The organism is Pseudomonas delhiensis (assembly GCF_900187975.1).
In the GTDB taxonomy this organism is placed as follows: domain Bacteria; phylum Pseudomonadota; class Gammaproteobacteria; order Pseudomonadales; family Pseudomonadaceae; genus Pseudomonas; species Pseudomonas delhiensis.
The window spans coordinates 37,085-52,282 of the sequence record NZ_FZPC01000013.1 but is presented as its reverse complement, the minus strand read 5'-3'; the positions used below and the strand labels follow the sequence as shown (position 1 = coordinate 52,282).

Genomic DNA, 15,198 nt, shown 5'->3' with positions numbered 1-15,198 from the left:
CGGTCCGCTGCCCGTTCATCCGACACTCCAAGGAGTCTCTCCATGCAATACGTCACCCCTGATCTGTGCGACGCCTACCCCGACCTGGTCCAGGTCGTCGAGCCCATGTTCAGCAACTTCGGCGGTCGCGACTCCTTCGGCGGCGAAATCGTCACCATCAAGTGCTTCGAGGACAACTCCCTGGTCAAGGAGCAGGTCGACAAGGACGGCAAGGGCAAGGTGCTGGTGGTCGACGGCGGCGGTTCCCTGCGCCGCGCGCTGCTGGGCGACATGCTGGCCGAGAAGGCGGCGAGGAACGGCTGGGAAGGCATCGTGGTCTACGGCTGCATCCGCGACGTCGACGTGATCGCGCAGACCGACCTGGGCGTGCAGGCCCTGGCCAGCCACCCGATGAAGACCGACAAGCGCGGCATCGGCGACCTCAACGTGGCCGTGACCTTCGGCGGCGTCACCTTCCGCCCGGGCGAGTTCGTCTATGCCGACAACAACGGCATCATCATCTCCCCCCAGGCCCTGAAAATGCCCGAGTGAGCCGAACGCCGGGCGCTTTCGCCGGTCAATGGACGCACCTGCCGGCGGCGCCCGGCACCTCATGGAACACGCGATGCAGCAATACGAAAGCGGAACCGAGCGCGGACTCATCTACGGCTACGTCCTCGATGGCCGTGGCGGTGGCCGGCAGATCAGCCGGGCGGAACTGCACCTGATCGACCTCAAGCCCGAGGAAAGCCTCTGGGTGCACTGGGACCGCGGCGTCCCCGAGGCGCAGTCCTGGCTGCGCGAATCCAGCGGGCTGAACGAGTTCACCTGCGACCTGCTGCTGGAGGAGGCGACCCGCCCGCGCCTGCTGGACCTGGGCGCCGAGCGCCTGCTGCTGTTCCTGCGCGGCGTCAACCTCAACCCCGGCGCGGTGCCCGAGGACATGGTCTCGCTGCGGGTGTTCGCCGAGAAGCAGCGGGTGATTTCCCTGCGCCTGCGCCCGCTCAAGGCGGTGGCCGACCTGCGCACCGACCTGGCCGCCGGGCGCGGCCCGAAGAACGCCTCGGAACTGGTGCTGAGCCTGGCGCACTACCTCACCGACCGCATCGACACCCTGATCGGCGGCCTGGCCGACGAACTCGACGCCATGGAGGAGGCCATCGAGGAAGACGAGCGCAACGTGCCCGACCAGGCCGAGCTGCGCGCCCTGCGCCGGCGCTCCGCGGGCCTGCGGCGCTACCTGGCGCCGCAACGCGACATCTACGCGCAGCTGACGCGGATCAAGCTGTCCTGGACCCTGGCCGACGACGCCGACTACTGGAACGAGCTGTACAACCGCCTGACGCGCAACCTCGAGGAACTGGAGCTGGTGCGCGAGCGCATCTCGCTGATCCAGGAGGCCGAGCACCGGCGGATCACCGAGCGGATGAACAAGACCATGTACATTCTTGGTATCATCACCGGCTTTTTCCTGCCCATGAGTTTCATCACCGGGCTGCTGGGCATCAATGTCGGCGGCATTCCCGGTTCCAGCGCGCCCTACGGCTTTCCCGTCGCCTGCGTGCTGCTGGTCGGGGTGGCCGGTTTCCAGTGGTGGGTCTTCCGCCGCCTGCGCTGGCTGTGATGTGACTTCCGGGGCCTGTGCCGCGTCAAGGCAGCACACGAAGGAGAGCTGTGCATGCACGACCCGTTCGAAGAATCCCTGCGCAACCTGCTGCGCATGCCGGCCCAGGCGCCGGAGGACGACGCGCGCCTGGGTCGCGTGCTCAAGACCGCCAACCGCCAGGTCGGCGCCGGCGACCTGTTCAGCCTCATGGGCCACTGGCTGGAAGCCCTGAGCCTGGGCGTGAGCCGCGGTGCCGCCCACCTTGCGCCGGTGTCCCGGCGCCCGCAGAATTCCGCCCCTTCCGCTGACAAGGCCGACTGAAGATGCAATTCGATATCTGGACGCAAAGCCTGCTCACCGCCATGAACACCCTGTGGGGCAAGCTCGCCGGGTTCATCCCGAACCTGCTCGGTGCCCTGGTGGTGGTGCTGCTGGGCTTCGTCGTGGCCAAGCTGCTCGACGCCCTGCTGTCCAAGCTGCTGGCCAAGCTCGGCCTGGACCGCCTGATGGGCGGCACCGGCCTGACCAAGCTGATGGCCCGCGTCGGCATCCAGGTGCCGGTCTCGACCCTGGTGGGCAAGATCGTCTACTGGTTCGTGCTGCTGGTGTTCCTGGTGTCCGCCGCCGAGTCCCTCGGCCTGCAGCGCGTCTCCGCCACCCTCGACGTGCTCGCCCTGTACCTGCCCAAGGTGTTCGGCGCGGCCCTGGTGCTGATCGTCGGCGTGCTCCTGGCGCAACTGCTCAACAGCGTGGTGCGCGGCGCCGCCGAAGGCGTCGGCCTGGAATACGCCGGCGGCCTGGGCCGCGTGGCCCAGTGGCTGGTGATCATCATCAGCATCTCGGTGGCCATCGGCCAGCTCGAGGTCAAGACCGACCTGCTCAACTACATCATCGCCATCGTGCTGATCACCGTCGGCCTCGCTGCCGCCCTGGCCCTGGGCCTGGGCAGCCGGGAGATCGCCGGGCAGATCATCGCCGGCATCTACGTGCGCGAGCTGTACCAGGTCGGGCAAGAGGTGAAAGTGGACGATGTCGAAGGCATCATCGAAGAAATCGGCACCATCAAGACTATTCTGATGACCGATGAGGGCGAGTTGGTGTCCATTGCCAACCGCGTGCTCCTCGAGCGCCGTGTGACCAGCCGCTGAGATGATCCCGTGCAATGCCGACGCCGCTTCGAAGCCGCGTCGGCGGCCGACATGACCTGGCCCGACCCGACTTGAACAAGCCGCAACCATTGTCCCAGCGCTACGACCCGCGCCAGCTGACCGACGAGGAGCTGGTGGAGCGCGCCCATGACGAGCTGTTCCACGTCACCCGGGCGTACGAGGAGCTGATGCGCCGATACCAGCGCACGCTGTTCAACGTCTGCGCGCGCTATCTGGGCAACGATCGGGATGCCGACGACGTATGCCAGGAAGTGATGCTGAAGGTGCTGTATGGCCTGAAGAACTTCGAGGGCAAGTCGAAGTTCAAGACTTGGTTGTACAGCATCACTTACAACGAGTGCATTACCCAATATCGCAAGGAAAGACGAAAGCGCCGGCTGCTCGATGCGCTGAGTCTGGACCCGGTCGAGGAGGCCTCCGAGGAGAAGGCGCCGAAGGTCGAGGAACGGGGGGGGCTGGACCGATGGCTGGTGCATGTCAATCCCATTGATCGGGAAATTCTGGTGCTACGATTTGTCGCAGAGCTTGAATTCCAGGAGATCGCCGACATCATGCACATGGGCCTGAGTGCGACCAAGATGCGATACAAGCGGGCACTCGATCGGCTCCGTGAAAAGTTTTCGGGAATATCCGAAACATAGTTGGGCAAATGTTGTCTCTCTAATTCGCAAGTTCTGATAAACTTGCCCGCAAGTTGTATGGCCTGCCTTTTGTGGGCAGTCATCGGCTTACTGACCACCAAGATGGGGATTTAACGGATGAAACTGAAGAACACCCTGGGCGTCGTGATCGGCTCCATGATCGCCGCTTCCGCCGTGAATGCTTTCGCTCAAGGCCAAGGCGCTGTAGAAGCCGAAGCCTTCGGCAAGCGCTACTTCACTGACAGCACCCGCAACATGAAGAATGGCGACCTGTACGGCGGTTCCGTCGGCTACTTCCTGACCGACGACGTCGAGCTGGCCCTGTCCTACGGTGAGTACCACGACATTCGTGGCACCTACGAGTCCGGCAACAAGAAGGTCCATGGCAACCTGGCCTCGCTGGACGCCATCTACCACTTCGGCACCCCGGGTGTTGGCCTGCGTCCGTACGTGTCCGCCGGCCTGGGCCACCAGAGCCTGACCAACGTCAACAGCGCCAACGGCGGCCGTCAGAACCTGACCATGGCCAACATCGGCGCCGGCCTGAAGTACTACTTCACCGAGAACTTCTTCGCCAAGGCCAGCCTCGACGGCCAGTACGGCCTGGAGAAGCGTGACAACGGCCACCAGGGCGAGTGGATGGCTGGCGTCGGCGTCGGCATGAACTTCGGTGGTGGCAAGGCCGCCCCGGCTCCGGAGCCGGTTGCCGAAGTCTGCTCCGACGAAGACCACGACGGTGTCTGCGACAACGTCGACAAGTGCCCTAACACCCCGGCCAACGTCACCGTTGACGCCAACGGCTGCCCGGCCGTCGCCGAAGTCGTCCGCGTCCAGCTGGACGTGAAATTCGACTTCGACAAGTCCAAGGTCAAAGAGAACAGCTACGCTGACATCAAGAACCTGGCTGACTTCATGAAGCAGTACCCGTCCACCAGCACCACCGTTGAAGGCCACACCGACTCCGTCGGCACCGACGCCTACAACCAGAAACTGTCCGAGCGTCGTGCCAACGCCGTTCGTGACGTACTGGTCAACGAGTACGGTGTGGAAGGCGGCCGCGTGAACGCAGTCGGCTACGGCGAGAGCCGTCCGGTTGCCGACAACGCCACCGCTGAAGGCCGCGCGGTCAACCGTCGCGTAGAAGCCGAAGTGGAAGCCCAGGCCAAGCAGCAGTAATTGGTCTGAGTTCCAGGAAAAACCCGGCCTAGGCCGGGTTTTTCTTTGCCTGTGGGAACCCAATTGGCTTGGGGGCTTGGTGTAGCGCGCCGCTCCGAGTCTGCCCGACCTTCTTGTTTCGCCCCCTCGGGCGAGTCACTTCTTTCAAACGCCAAAGAAGTAACCAAGAAGGCTTGCCCCGCATACGGGCCCGATGAAGCCGGGCTACCCTCACGAATTCCCCCGCCACGGAGGCCCGCCCCGACAGCACGTCCCTGTGCTGATCGGGGCTCTAGCGACATCCATGTCGCATGACCTCCTGAGCGCCGGTTTCGCTCGGCCTTCTGAAGGGGCGTTCCGGTGCGCGCGGATGTTTCTCTGGAAATCCAAAATCAAGAGCCGCTTTGGCTCTTCGTAGGAGCGAGCTTGCTCGCGAACCCTGACTCCGTTCCCCCTCCCTAACCCTCCCCCGCAAGCGGGAGAGGGGACCGTTCGGCGTGATGCGAAACCGCGAAGCTCCCGGGCTCCCCGTAGGGCGCATAACGCCTACGGCGTTATCCGCCGAATCGCGGCTCCTACGGTTCCAGGAAGCACGGGCGTAGGAGCGGACTCCGTCCGCGATTGGACTCACCGGCCACGCCGGACGCCCCGGTAGCACCGCCAGCGGCGGATAACCGCGAACGGTTATTCGCCCTACGGTGTTCGTGGGAATGATGAGGGAAAGGAGGGCGCCTTCGCTGAACCCAGGCGCCATCCCGATGAACGGCATTGCGTTCAGGCGCTGCGCGCCAGCGCCTGGGTGGCCTCGGCGGCCACCTCGCCGATCACCAGGATGGCCGGGCTGCGCAGGCCGAAGGCGGCGGCGTCGTCGAGCATCGCGGCCAGGCTGCTGCGGCATTCGCGCTGTTGCGGCAGCGAGGCGTTCTCGATCATCGCCACCGGCATGCCTTGGCGCATGCCGCCCGCCAGCAGGCCGTCGCGGACTTCCGCCAGGCGCGCCACGCCCATGTAGACCACCAGGGTGGTGCCGGCCTGGGCCAGGGCCGCCCAGTTCGGCTCGCTGTCGTCCTGGGTGTGCGCGGTCACCAGGCTGACGCCGCGGCTGATGCCGCGCAGGGTTAGGGGTATGCCGCAGGTGGTGGCGGCGGCCAGCCCGGCGGTGATGCCGTTGACCAGTTCGCAGGCGATGCCGCGGGCCTCCAGCCAGGCGGCTTCCTCGCCGCCGCGGCCGAAGATGCAGGGGTCGCCGCCTTTCAGGCGCACCACGCGGTAGCCCTGGCGGGCATAGCGCAGCATCAGGCGCTGGATGAAGTCCTGGGGCGTGGAGCGGCAGCCGCCGCGCTTGCCCACGCGCACCACCCGCGCCGCCGGGCAATGCTCCAGCAGTTGGGGGTTGACCAGGTCGTCGAGCAGCACCACCTGCGCGCCGGACAGCGCACGCACGGCCTTCAGCGTCAGCAGTTCCGGGTCGCCGGGGCCGGCGCCGATCAACCAGACTTTTCCGCTCATCTTCATCTCCTCAGGCATTGGCGGCCAGGGCGCCGGCTTCGCTGGCCAGCAACCGCCGTATTTCGGGAACGCAGGAACCGCATTGGCTGCCGCAGCCCAGCTCGCGCTTCAGGCCGTCGAGGTCCAGGCCCCGGCCGATGCCTTCGCGCACCTGGCTCAGGCGCACGTTCCTGCAGTTGCACAGGGTCTTGTCGCTGGCCGCGGCGGTCTGCGCGCCGGGCGGGGCGAGCAGCTTGCGGCGCAGGTCGGCGTCGCTTTCGCCGGAGAGCCACAGCGCCTTGAGCCAGTCGCTGGCGATGCCGCTGCCGGCCAGGCGCAGACCGCCGATGCGGCCGTTGTCCAGGCGCACCCGCTTGCCCTGGACGCGGCGCGGGTCGTCGTAGGCCAGCACCGGGCCGTCGAGCAGTTCGAGCAGCGCATCGACCTGCTGCAACCAGCCGGCCGCCGGTGCCTCGGCGTGGGCGGCGCGAACCTGCAGGGCAGGGCGCTCGCGGCCCACCAGGGTGAAGCTGGCGTAGTCCAGGGCGTCGAACAGCGGGCGCAGGGCCGCGAAGCGCTGCTGCACCTCGCCTTCCACCAGGGCATAGAACTGCCAGGGCAGTTCGACGGCGGTGACTTCCACCGCGGCGTGCTTGAGTTCCGGCTGCCGCGACAGTGGGTCGAAGGCGGGCAGGGTCAGGGCGTTCACCCCCAGGCCCTTGAGGAAACGCTCGCCCCAGTGCATGGGCAGGAAGGCCTGGCCGGGCAGCAGGCCGTCGTCGGCCTGCACCGGCAGCACCAGGCTGCCGCGGCGGCTGCTCAGGCGCACCAGCTGGCCGTCCGCCAGGCGCCGCCGGCGCAGCTCCGCCGGGTGCAGGCCCAGGCAGGCCTCCTCGACGTGGCCGAAGGCGGTGGCGGCGGTGCCGGTGCGGGTCATGCCGTGCCACTGGTCGCGCAACCGGCCGGTGTTGAGGATCAGCGGGTAACGCGCCTCGCGGCGCTCCTTCGGCGCGCGATAGGCCTCGGCGATGAAGCGCGCGCGGCCGTTGGCGGTGGCGAAGTTGCCGTCGGCGTACAGGCGCTTGCGGCCCTGCTCGCTGCCCTCGGGCAACGGCCATTGCTGCGGGCCGCGCGCGTCCAGCAGGGCGTAGCTGATGCCGCCCATGTCGAGGTCGCGGCCCCGGGTGAGCGGGCGGTACTCGTCGAACAGCGCCTGGGGCCCGGCGAAGTCGAACAGGCTCGGCTGGCCGGGGCGCAGCCGGCGCTCCAGGCGGCGGGCGAAGTCGCAGGCGATGGACCAGTCGGCGCGGGCCTCGCCGGGGGCCGGCACGGCGCGGCGCACGTGGCTGACGCGGCGCTCGGAGTTGGTCACGGTGCCTTCCTTTTCGCCCCAGCTGGCGGCCGGCAGCAGCAGGTCGGCGTAGCGGCAGGTCTCGCTGGTGGCGAAGGCTTCCTGCACCACCACGAAGGGGCAGGCCTGGAGCGCCTCGCGCACGCGCTGCTGGTCCGGCAGGGACTGTGCGGGGTTGGTGCAGGCGATCCACAGCGCCTTGACGCTTCCTGCGCGCACCGCCTCGAAGAGTTCGATGGCGGTCAGCCCGGGGGCTTCCGGCAGCGCCTCGACGCCCCAGTAGCCCGCCACCTCGGCGCGGTGCGCGGCATCGCCGGCGTCGCGGTGGCCGGGCAGCAGGTTGGCCAGGCTGCCGGTCTCGCGGCCGCCCATGGCGTTGGGCTGGCCGGTGAGGGAGAAGGGCCCGGCGCCGGGGCGGCCGATCTGCCCGGTGGCCAGGTGCAGGTTGATCAGCGCGCTGTTCTTGGCGCTGCCGGCGCTGGACTGGTTCAGGCCCATGCACCACAGCGACAGGAAGCTGGGCGCGCGGCCGATCCATTCGGCGCAGCGCTGCAGGTCCTCCACGGCGATGCCGCAGATTTCCGCCACCGCCAGCGGGCCATAGTCGCGCACCAGGTTCTTCAGTTCGTCGAAGCCCTGGGTGTGCGCCTCGATGTAGGCGCGGTCGACCCAGCCCTCCCACAGCAGCAGGTGGAGGATGCCGTGGAACAGCGCCACGTCGGTGCCGGGCTGGATGGCCAGGTGCAGGTCGGCCAGCTCGCAGGTGTCGGTGCGCCGTGGGTCGATGACGATCACCTTCATCTGCGGCCGCGCCGCCCTGGCCGCCTCCAGCCGGCGGAACAGCACCGGGTGGGCGTAGGCCATGTTGCTGCCGGCGATCAGCACGCAGTCGCTCTGTTCCAGGTCCTCGTAGCAGCAGGGCGGTGCGTCGGCGCCTAGGCTGCGCTTGTAGCCGACCACCGCCGAGGACATGCACAGCCGCGAGTTGCTGTCGATGTTGTTGCTGCCGACCAGGGCGCGGGCCAGCTTGTTGAAGGCGTAGTAGTCCTCGCTGAGCAGTTGCCCGGATACGTAGAAGGCCACGCTGTCCGGGCCGTGCTCGCGGAGGGTCTCGGCGAACACTCCGGCGGCGTGCTCCAGGGCGTTGTCCCAGTCCACCCGGGCGCGCGCCAGGGCCTTGCCCAGGCGCAGCTCGGGGTAGAGCGCGCGGGCCGCGCGGTCGCCAGTGAGGTGCAGGCTGGAGCCCTTGCTGCACAGGCGGCCGAGGTTGGCCGGGTGCTGCGGGTCGCCGCGCACGCCGAGGATGCGCTCGCCGTCGTGCTCGATCAGGACGCCGCAACCCACCCCGCAGTAGCAGCAGGTGCTGGCGGTGACTTGGCGTTCGCTCATGGGGCTCTCCCGTGTCGCGGCCGCTTCAGGCGCAGGCGGCCAGGTCTTTCAGGGCCAGCAGTACGCGGCCGTTCTCCACCTTCACCGGGTGGCGGTGGGCGCAGCCGACGTCGGGGGCCACGGCGTTGCCGCTGTCCAGCTCGATCTGCCAGTTGTGCAGCGGGCAGGCCACCCGCTTGCCGAAGATCAGGCCCTGGGACAGCGGCCCGCCCTTGTGCGGGCAGCGGTCGTCGAGGGCGAAGACCTCGTCGTCGGCGGTGCGGAACAGGGCGATGTCGCCGCGCGGGCCGGCGATCACGCGCGAGCCCAGCGGCTGGATGTCTTCCAGGGCGCAGATGTCTTGCCAGTTCATGCTGTTCTCCCGAGGGCGGTCAGGCCGTTTCCAGTTGCTTGAGCGCGATGCGCTCGAATTCCTTCTTCAGCTGCGGCTGCTCGATGCGCTGCTGCCAGGGGTCCTGTTCCAGCGACAGGGCGTACTGCAGGCGGGCGTTGAGCGCCTTGCGGTTCTCGGCGTCCTCCAGCACGGCCTTCCTGATGTGCTCCATGCCCACGCGCTGCAGGTAGTGCACGGTGCGCTCCAGGTAGAAGGCTTCCTCGCGGTACAGCTGGAGGAAGGCGCCGCTGTACTCGCGGACCTCGTCGGCGCTCTTGAGCTTGACGAAGAACTCCGCCACCTCGGTCTTGATGCCGCCGTTGCCGCCGATGTACAGCTCCCAGCCGGAGTCCACGCCGATGATGCCGATGTCCTTGATGCCGGCCTCGGCGCAGTTGCGCGGGCAGCCGGAGACGGCCAGCTTGACCTTGTGCGGCGACCACATGTTGAACAGGTCGTGCTCCAGGTCGATGCCCAGCTGGGTGGAGTTCTGCGTGCCGAAGCGGCAGAACTCGCTGCCCACGCAGGTCTTCACGGTGCGGATGGACTTGCCGTAGGCGTGGCCGGAGGGCATGTCGAGGTCCTTCCAGATCGCCGGCAGGTCTTCCTTCCTCACCCCCAGCAGGTCGATGCGCTGGCCGCCGGTGACCTTGACCATGGGCACCCGGTACTTGTCGGCGACGTCGGCGATGCGCCGCAGCTCGGCCGGGTTGGTCACGCCGCCCCACATGCGCGGCACCACCGAGTAGGTGCCGTCCTTCTGGATGTTGGCGTGGGCGCGCTCGTTGATCAGCCGCGACTGCGGATCGTCCTTCGCCTCGCCCGGCCAGGTGGAGATCAGGTAGTAGTTCAGCGCCGGGCGGCAGGTGGCGCAGCCGTTGGGCGTGCTCCAGTCCATGAAGCGCATGGCCTCGGCCATGGAGGTCAGGTGGTGCTCGCGGATGGCCTTGCGCACCTGGCCGTGGTTGAGCTCGCTGCAGCCGCAGATGGCCTTCTCGCTCTTGGGCTTGACGTCCGCCGCGCCGCCCACGGTGCTGATGAGTATCTGCTCCACCAGCCCGGCGCAGGAGCCGCAGCTGCTGGCCGCCTTGGTGTGCTTCTTCACCTCGTCGACGCTGAACAGGCCGTTCTCCTGGATGGCCTTGACGATGGTGCCCTTGCACACGCCGTTGCAGCCGCACACCTCGGCGCTGTCGGGCATGCTCGCGGCGCTGCTCTGGCCCTGGTGGCCGGCGTCGCCCAGGCTGCTCTCGCCGAACATCAGGTGGTCGCGGACCTGCGCCACGTTGTGGTTCTCGCGGATCTGCCGGAAGTACCAGCCGCCGTCGGCGGTGTCGCCGTACAGGCAGGCGCCGACCAGCACGTCGTCCTTGATCACCAGCTTCTTGTAGACGCCGCCGATGGGGTCGGAGAGGGTGATGGTCTCGGTGCCTTCGCCGCCCATGAAGTCGCCGGCGGAGAACAGGTCGATGCCGGTGACCTTGAGCTTGGTGGAGACCACCGAGCCCTTGTAGCTGGCGAAGCCGAACTGGGCCAGGTGGTTGGCGCAGACCTTGGCCTGCTCGAACAGCGGCGCCACCAGGCCGTAGGCGATGCCGCGGTGGCTGGCGCATTCGCCGATGGCGTAGATGCGCGGGTCGTAGGTCTGCAGGGTGTCGTTGACCAGGATGCCGCGGTTGCAGGGGATGCCGGCGCTTTCCGCCAGCTCGGTGTTGGGGCGGATGCCGGCGGCCATCACCACCAGGTCGGCGGCCACCACGTCGCCGTCCTTGAACTGCACGGCGCAGACGCGGCCGTCGCCGTTGTCCACCAGCTCGTCGGTGACGGTGTTCAGGCGGAAGCGGATGCCGCGCGCCTCCAGGGCCGACTGCAGCAGCTTGCCGGCGGTGCGGTCGAGCTGGCGTTCCAGCAGCCAGTCGGACAGGTGCACCACGGTGACTTCCATGCCGCGCTGCTTGAGGCCGTTGGCCGCCTCCAGGCCGAGCAGGCCGCCGCCGATGACCACGGCGTGGCTGTGGGTTTTCGCCGTCTCGATCATCGCCTGGGTGTCGGCGATGTCGCGGTAGCCGATCACGCCCTCCAGGCGGTTGCCCGGCACCGGCAGGATGAAGGGGTTGGAGCCGGTGGCGATCACCAGGCGGTCGTACTCGGCCTCGCTGCCGTCGGCGGCGAAGACCTTGCGCAGGCGGCGGTCGATCTTCACCACCTTGCGGTCGAGCAGCAGGCGGATGCCGTTGTCGGCGTACCAGTTGAGGTCGTTGAGGACGATGTCCTCGAAGGTCTGCTCCCCCGCCAGCACCGGCGAGAGCAGGATGCGGTTGTAGTTGGGGTGGGGCTCGGCGCCGAACACGGTGATCTCGTAGAGGTCCGGCGCGATCTTCAGCAGTTCCTCGAGGGTGCGGATACCGGCCATGCCGTTGCCGATCAGGACGAGCTTGAGCTTCTTCATGGGAGTGGCTCCAGGAATCGCGGAAAACAAAAAAGGCGTCCCGCCGGTTGCCCGGCGAGGACGCCTTTGTCCAAGTCCCGATCGATCGGGAAGTGCGAGCCTCTTCGTTGAGGGACGCGCTTTTGTAGATTGTTGCCAGTGCCTTTGCAGGTGCCGTGCCAGGTTGCCGGAGGCCGGATTTCCTGGGGGTTCCAGGCTGCGGCGGGGGTTTCCTGCACCGCGATGAGGCGCGGGCGGCTCGAACTGGTGCGTGCTCAGGGGCGGTGCAGCAGCCACGCCAGCAACAGCAGGTTGAGCAGCAGCGAGGCCAGCGCCAGGCCGCGCCAGAAGCCCAGCGGGTTGCGCGCCAGCAGGGCGCGCGGGCGCTGGCCGAGGCCGGCCTGGCGCTCCCCCTGCTCCAGGGCCAGCAGGGCTTCCTCGGCGGTCTCGAAGCGCTGCGCCGGGTCGGCGGCCACGGCGCGCAGCAGCCAGGCGTCGAGCCAGGCGGGCAGGTCGGGGCGGTAGCGGCTGGCCGGCGTGGGGGTGGCGAAGCGCGGGTGCTGGAAGGCCTCGATCTCGCCGTAGGGGTAGCGCTCGCAGAGCAGGCGGTAGAGCGTCACGCCGGCGGCGTAGAGGTCCTGGCCCGGCGCCGGGGCCACGCCCTGGAAGCTTTCCGGGGCCAGGTAGGAGGGCGTGCCGGGCAACTGGTGGGCCTCGTCGCCGGACAGGCCCGGGCAGTAGGCCAGGCCGAAGTCCAGCAGGCGCAGCTCGCCATCCTCGCCCAGGTGCAGGTTCTCCGGCTTGATGTCGCGGTGCAGGATGTTGCGCCGGTGCAGCTGGCCCAGGGCGCGCAACAGGCGCGGCGCCAGGGACAGCCATTCGGCCAGCGGCAGGCGCCCCTGGCCCAGGCGCTCGGCCAGGGTCTGCCCGGGGTACTCGCGCATCAGGTAGTACAGGTGCTGGCGCTGCGGCAGGCCGTGCAGCTCGGGGAAGTGGCGGCCCTGCACGCGGCGCAGGAACCATTCCTCCAGCAGCAGCGCCTGGCTGGCCCGCGGGTCGTCGTGCAGCGCCGGCGGCAGCGTCTTCAGCAGCCAGGGGCGCTGCTGGGCGTCGCGCACCCGGTAGATCAGCGACTGCCGCGACTGCGCCAGGCGGCCCTCGACCTGCCAGCCCTCGAACGCCTGGCCGGCGCGCAGTTCCGGCGGCAGCGGCCAGTGCTCCAGTTGCGCCAGGGTGTCGCCCAGGCCGCTGGCGGGCAGGGCGTCGACGCGCACCAGCAGGGCGCTGGCGTTGTCCTGGCTGCCGGCCAGGTGCGCGGCCTTGACCAGGGCCTCGGCGGCGCCGCGCGGCTCGCGGGCGTCGCCGAGGATGCGGCGGATGCCGGCGTCGCCCAGGGTGGCCCAGACGCCGTCGCTGGCCAGCAGGAAGCTCTCGCCGCCGCTCAGCTCGCCGTCGCGGTAGTCCACCACCAGGTGCTGGTCCAGGCCCAGGGCGCGCTTGAGCACGTGCTGCATGCCCGGCTGCTCCCAGACGTGGTCCGCGGTCAGGCATTCCAGCGCGCCGTCGCGCCAGCGGTACAGCCGGCAGTCGCCGACGTGGGCGAGGGTGAAGCGCCGCCCGCGCAGCACCAGCGCGGTGAGGGTGGTGAGCAGCGGCTGGCCGCCGCCGTTGGCCTGCAGCCAGCGGTTCTGCGACAGCAACAGGCGGTCCAGGGCCTGGGCGACGGCCCAGGTCTCCGGGGTGGCGTAGTAGTCGTTGGCCAGCGCCTGCACGGTCAGGCGCGCGGCCAGGCCGCCATCGGCGCACTGGCTGACGCCGTCGGCGAGGGCGAACAGGTGGCCTTTGCTGGCGGCCAGGTCGGCCGGCGGGGTGACCACCCGCAGGGCGTCCTGGTTCTCCGCCCGCGGGCCGGTGGCGCTGGCCTGGGCGATGGTCAGTTGCAGTGTCATGGGGGGCTCTTCGTAGGAGCGAGCTTGCTCGCGAAGGGGGTTGGGCTGCGGTGAATCAGGTTGACTCCGCGCCCTCACCCCCAGCCCTCTCCCAGAGGGAGAGGGGGCCGTTCGGAGTGGCCCGGGGGATCGGCATCATCCTTTCACCTCGTCATTCCCGGTCCGCCGTTTTCAACGACGGCGAATCGCGGACGGAGTCCGCTCCTACGCTTTCCCGCCCACGCCATTCCCCTGTAGGAGCGCGCCCTGCGCGCGATTCGCGGGCAGGGCCCGCTCCTACAATTCCAGGGAAGCACGGTCGTAGGAGCCTTTCTCCGTCACACCCGCGCCGCAGTCACCGCGGCGCTACCCCAGGTGGTGCGCCAGCGCCGCTTGACGCCGTGCAGGCCGAACCAGGCCAGCACGCCGAGGGCGGCGAACAGCCATAGGCCCAGCTGGTAGTCGCCGCTGGCCTGCTTGACGGCGCCCAGGCCGGCGGTCAGGCAGAAGCCGCCGATGCCGCCGGCCATGCCGATCAGCCCGGTCATCACCCCGATGCTCTGGCGGAAGCGCTGCGGCACCAGCTGGAACACCGCGCCGTTGCCGGCGCCCAGGCTGAGCATGGCGGCGACGAAGAGGGCCAGGGCGGCCACCGCGCTGGGCAGGTGGAAGCCGACCGCGGCGATGCATACCGAGGCCACCGTGTACATCGCCAGCAGGCTGCGGATGCCGCCGATGCGGTCGGCCAGGGCGCCGCCCAGCGGGCGCATCAGGCTGCCGGCGAAGACGCAGGCGGCGGTGTAGTAGCCGGCGGTGACCGGGTCCAGGCCGTACTGGTCGTGGAAGTAGCCGGGCAGGGTGGCGGCCAGGCCGAGGAAGCCGCCGAAGGTCACGCTGTAGAAGAACATGAACCACCAGCTGTCGCGGTCGCCCAGGGCCTTGAGGTAGTCGCCCAGGGCCTTGGGCGCGGGGCGCTCGGGGGCGTTGCGGGCGAGCAGGGCGAACACCGCCAGGGTCAGCAGCAGCGGGATCAGGGCGAAGCCGAAGACGTTCTGCCAGCCGAAGGCGGCGGCCAGCAGCGGGGCGAACAGCGCGGCGAACACGGTGCCGGAGTTGCCCGCGCCGGCGATGCCCATGGCCTTGCCCTGGTGCTGCGGCGGGTACCACTGCGAGGCCAGCGGCAGGGCCACGGCGAAGGAGGCGCCGGCCATGCCCAGTAGCACGCCCAGCAGCAGCGCCTGCTCCAGGTTGTGGATGCCCAGGCTCCAGGCTCCGGCGAGGCTGGCGATGACGATCACCTGGCCGAACAGGCCGGCGCGCCTGGGCGACCAGCGGTCGGCCAGCAGGCCCATGACGAAGCGCAGCAGGGCGCCGGAGAGGATCGGCGTGGCGACCATCAGGGCGCGCTGCTGGGTGGTCAGCTGCAGGTCGGCGGCGATCTGCACGGCCAGCGGGCCGAGCAGGTACCAGACCATGAAGCTCAGGTCGAAGTAGAGGAAGGCGGCGAACAGCGTCGGCGCGTGGCCGGCTTTCCAGAAGCTGGTGTTCATGGGGGTACCTCGTCAGCAACGGTAGAGGGGGTCGTGGCGCCGCCATCAGCGGCGGTCGCGCGTCTCGTTCAGGTCCCGCACACCCCTGCGCCGGGGTGAAACGAAAAAGGCGTCGCTCCGCGCACTACCCAGGGGGCAGGT

The 15,198-nt window shown here is 69.0% G+C and carries 12 protein-coding genes; 6 read left to right on the top strand and 6 right to left on the bottom strand.

Features of this window, described 5'->3' with window-relative positions; all coding sequences use genetic code 11:
• Positions 1-42: 42 nt before the first annotated feature.
• From rraA to CHC02_RS13375, 6 genes are all read left to right on the top strand, one after another.
• Complete coding sequence (gene rraA / locus CHC02_RS13400; RefSeq protein WP_089391948.1) at positions 43-531, top strand: ribonuclease E activity regulator RraA; 489 nt, start codon at positions 43-45, stop codon at positions 529-531.
• A gap of 73 nt (positions 532-604) precedes the next feature.
• Entirely contained in the window at positions 605-1,603 is a 999-nt protein-coding gene (locus CHC02_RS13395) for a zinc transporter ZntB (protein ID WP_089391947.1), read from the top strand.
• Positions 1,604-1,657: 54 nt separating this feature from the next.
• The gene (locus CHC02_RS13390; RefSeq protein WP_089391946.1) at positions 1,658-1,906 is read left to right on the top strand and encodes a CrfX protein; all 249 of its coding nucleotides are present in this window, start codon (positions 1,658-1,660) and stop codon (positions 1,904-1,906) included.
• Positions 1,907-1,908: 2 nt separating this feature from the next.
• On the top strand, positions 1,909-2,733 hold the full coding sequence (locus CHC02_RS13385) for a mechanosensitive ion channel family protein (RefSeq protein ID WP_089391945.1): 825 nt from the start codon (positions 1,909-1,911) through the stop codon (positions 2,731-2,733).
• 71 nt (positions 2,734-2,804) lie between these two features.
• Positions 2,805-3,395: an RNA polymerase sigma factor SigX gene (gene sigX, locus CHC02_RS13380; RefSeq protein ID WP_089392059.1), complete on the top strand. Its 591-nt coding sequence runs from the start codon at positions 2,805-2,807 to the stop codon at positions 3,393-3,395.
• 117 nt (positions 3,396-3,512) lie between these two features.
• The gene (locus CHC02_RS13375) at positions 3,513-4,571 is read left to right on the top strand and encodes an OmpA family protein (RefSeq protein WP_089391944.1); all 1,059 of its coding nucleotides are present in this window, start codon (positions 3,513-3,515) and stop codon (positions 4,569-4,571) included.
• A gap of 753 nt (positions 4,572-5,324) precedes the next feature.
• On the opposite strand, the gene cobA is transcribed toward CHC02_RS13375, so the two are convergent.
• The 6 genes from cobA to CHC02_RS13345 form a co-directional block, all read right to left on the bottom strand.
• Positions 5,325-6,059, bottom strand: coding sequence for a uroporphyrinogen-III C-methyltransferase (cobA, locus tag CHC02_RS13370; RefSeq protein ID WP_089391943.1), 735 nt, complete (start codon positions 6,057-6,059; stop codon positions 5,325-5,327).
• A 10-nt stretch (positions 6,060-6,069) separates the two neighbouring features.
• Complete coding sequence (locus CHC02_RS13365) at positions 6,070-8,778, bottom strand: nitrate reductase (protein ID WP_089391942.1); 2,709 nt, start codon at positions 8,776-8,778, stop codon at positions 6,070-6,072.
• A gap of 25 nt (positions 8,779-8,803) precedes the next feature.
• On the bottom strand, positions 8,804-9,130 hold the full coding sequence (gene nirD / locus CHC02_RS13360) for a nitrite reductase small subunit NirD (RefSeq protein WP_089391941.1): 327 nt from the start codon (positions 9,128-9,130) through the stop codon (positions 8,804-8,806).
• A 19-nt stretch (positions 9,131-9,149) separates the two neighbouring features.
• Entirely contained in the window at positions 9,150-11,600 is a 2,451-nt protein-coding gene (gene nirB, locus CHC02_RS13355) for a nitrite reductase large subunit NirB (RefSeq protein WP_089391940.1), read from the bottom strand.
• A gap of 254 nt (positions 11,601-11,854) precedes the next feature.
• Positions 11,855-13,528, bottom strand: coding sequence for a bifunctional protein-serine/threonine kinase/phosphatase (locus CHC02_RS13350; protein ID WP_089391939.1), 1,674 nt, complete (start codon positions 13,526-13,528; stop codon positions 11,855-11,857).
• Between the two features lie 317 nt (positions 13,529-13,845).
• Complete coding sequence (locus CHC02_RS13345; RefSeq protein WP_089391938.1) at positions 13,846-15,057, bottom strand: nitrate/nitrite transporter; 1,212 nt, start codon at positions 15,055-15,057, stop codon at positions 13,846-13,848.
• Positions 15,058-15,198: the final 141 nt, after the last annotated feature.

Bases quoted from the DNA above. Each gene is read 5' to 3' on its own strand.
- rraA (WP_089391948.1), top strand. From the start codon at position 43: ATGCAATACGTCACCCCTGATCTGTGCGACGCCTACCCCGACCTGGTC.
- CHC02_RS13345 (WP_089391938.1), bottom strand. From the start codon at position 15,057: ATGAACACCAGCTTCTGGAAAGCCGGCCACGCGCCGACGCTGTTCGCC.
- CHC02_RS13390 (WP_089391946.1), top strand. From the start codon at position 1,658: ATGCACGACCCGTTCGAAGAATCCCTGCGCAACCTGCTGCGCATGCCG.
- CHC02_RS13350 (WP_089391939.1), bottom strand. From the start codon at position 13,528: ATGACACTGCAACTGACCATCGCCCAGGCCAGCGCCACCGGCCCGCGG.
- CHC02_RS13395 (WP_089391947.1), top strand. From the start codon at position 605: ATGCAGCAATACGAAAGCGGAACCGAGCGCGGACTCATCTACGGCTAC.
- nirD (WP_089391941.1), bottom strand. From the start codon at position 9,130: ATGAACTGGCAAGACATCTGCGCCCTGGAAGACATCCAGCCGCTGGGC.
- cobA (WP_089391943.1), bottom strand. From the start codon at position 6,059: ATGAGCGGAAAAGTCTGGTTGATCGGCGCCGGCCCCGGCGACCCGGAA.
- CHC02_RS13365 (WP_089391942.1), bottom strand. From the start codon at position 8,778: ATGAGCGAACGCCAAGTCACCGCCAGCACCTGCTGCTACTGCGGGGTG.
- nirB (WP_089391940.1), bottom strand. From the start codon at position 11,600: ATGAAGAAGCTCAAGCTCGTCCTGATCGGCAACGGCATGGCCGGTATC.
- CHC02_RS13375 (WP_089391944.1), top strand. From the start codon at position 3,513: ATGAAACTGAAGAACACCCTGGGCGTCGTGATCGGCTCCATGATCGCC.
- CHC02_RS13385 (WP_089391945.1), top strand. From the start codon at position 1,909: ATGCAATTCGATATCTGGACGCAAAGCCTGCTCACCGCCATGAACACC.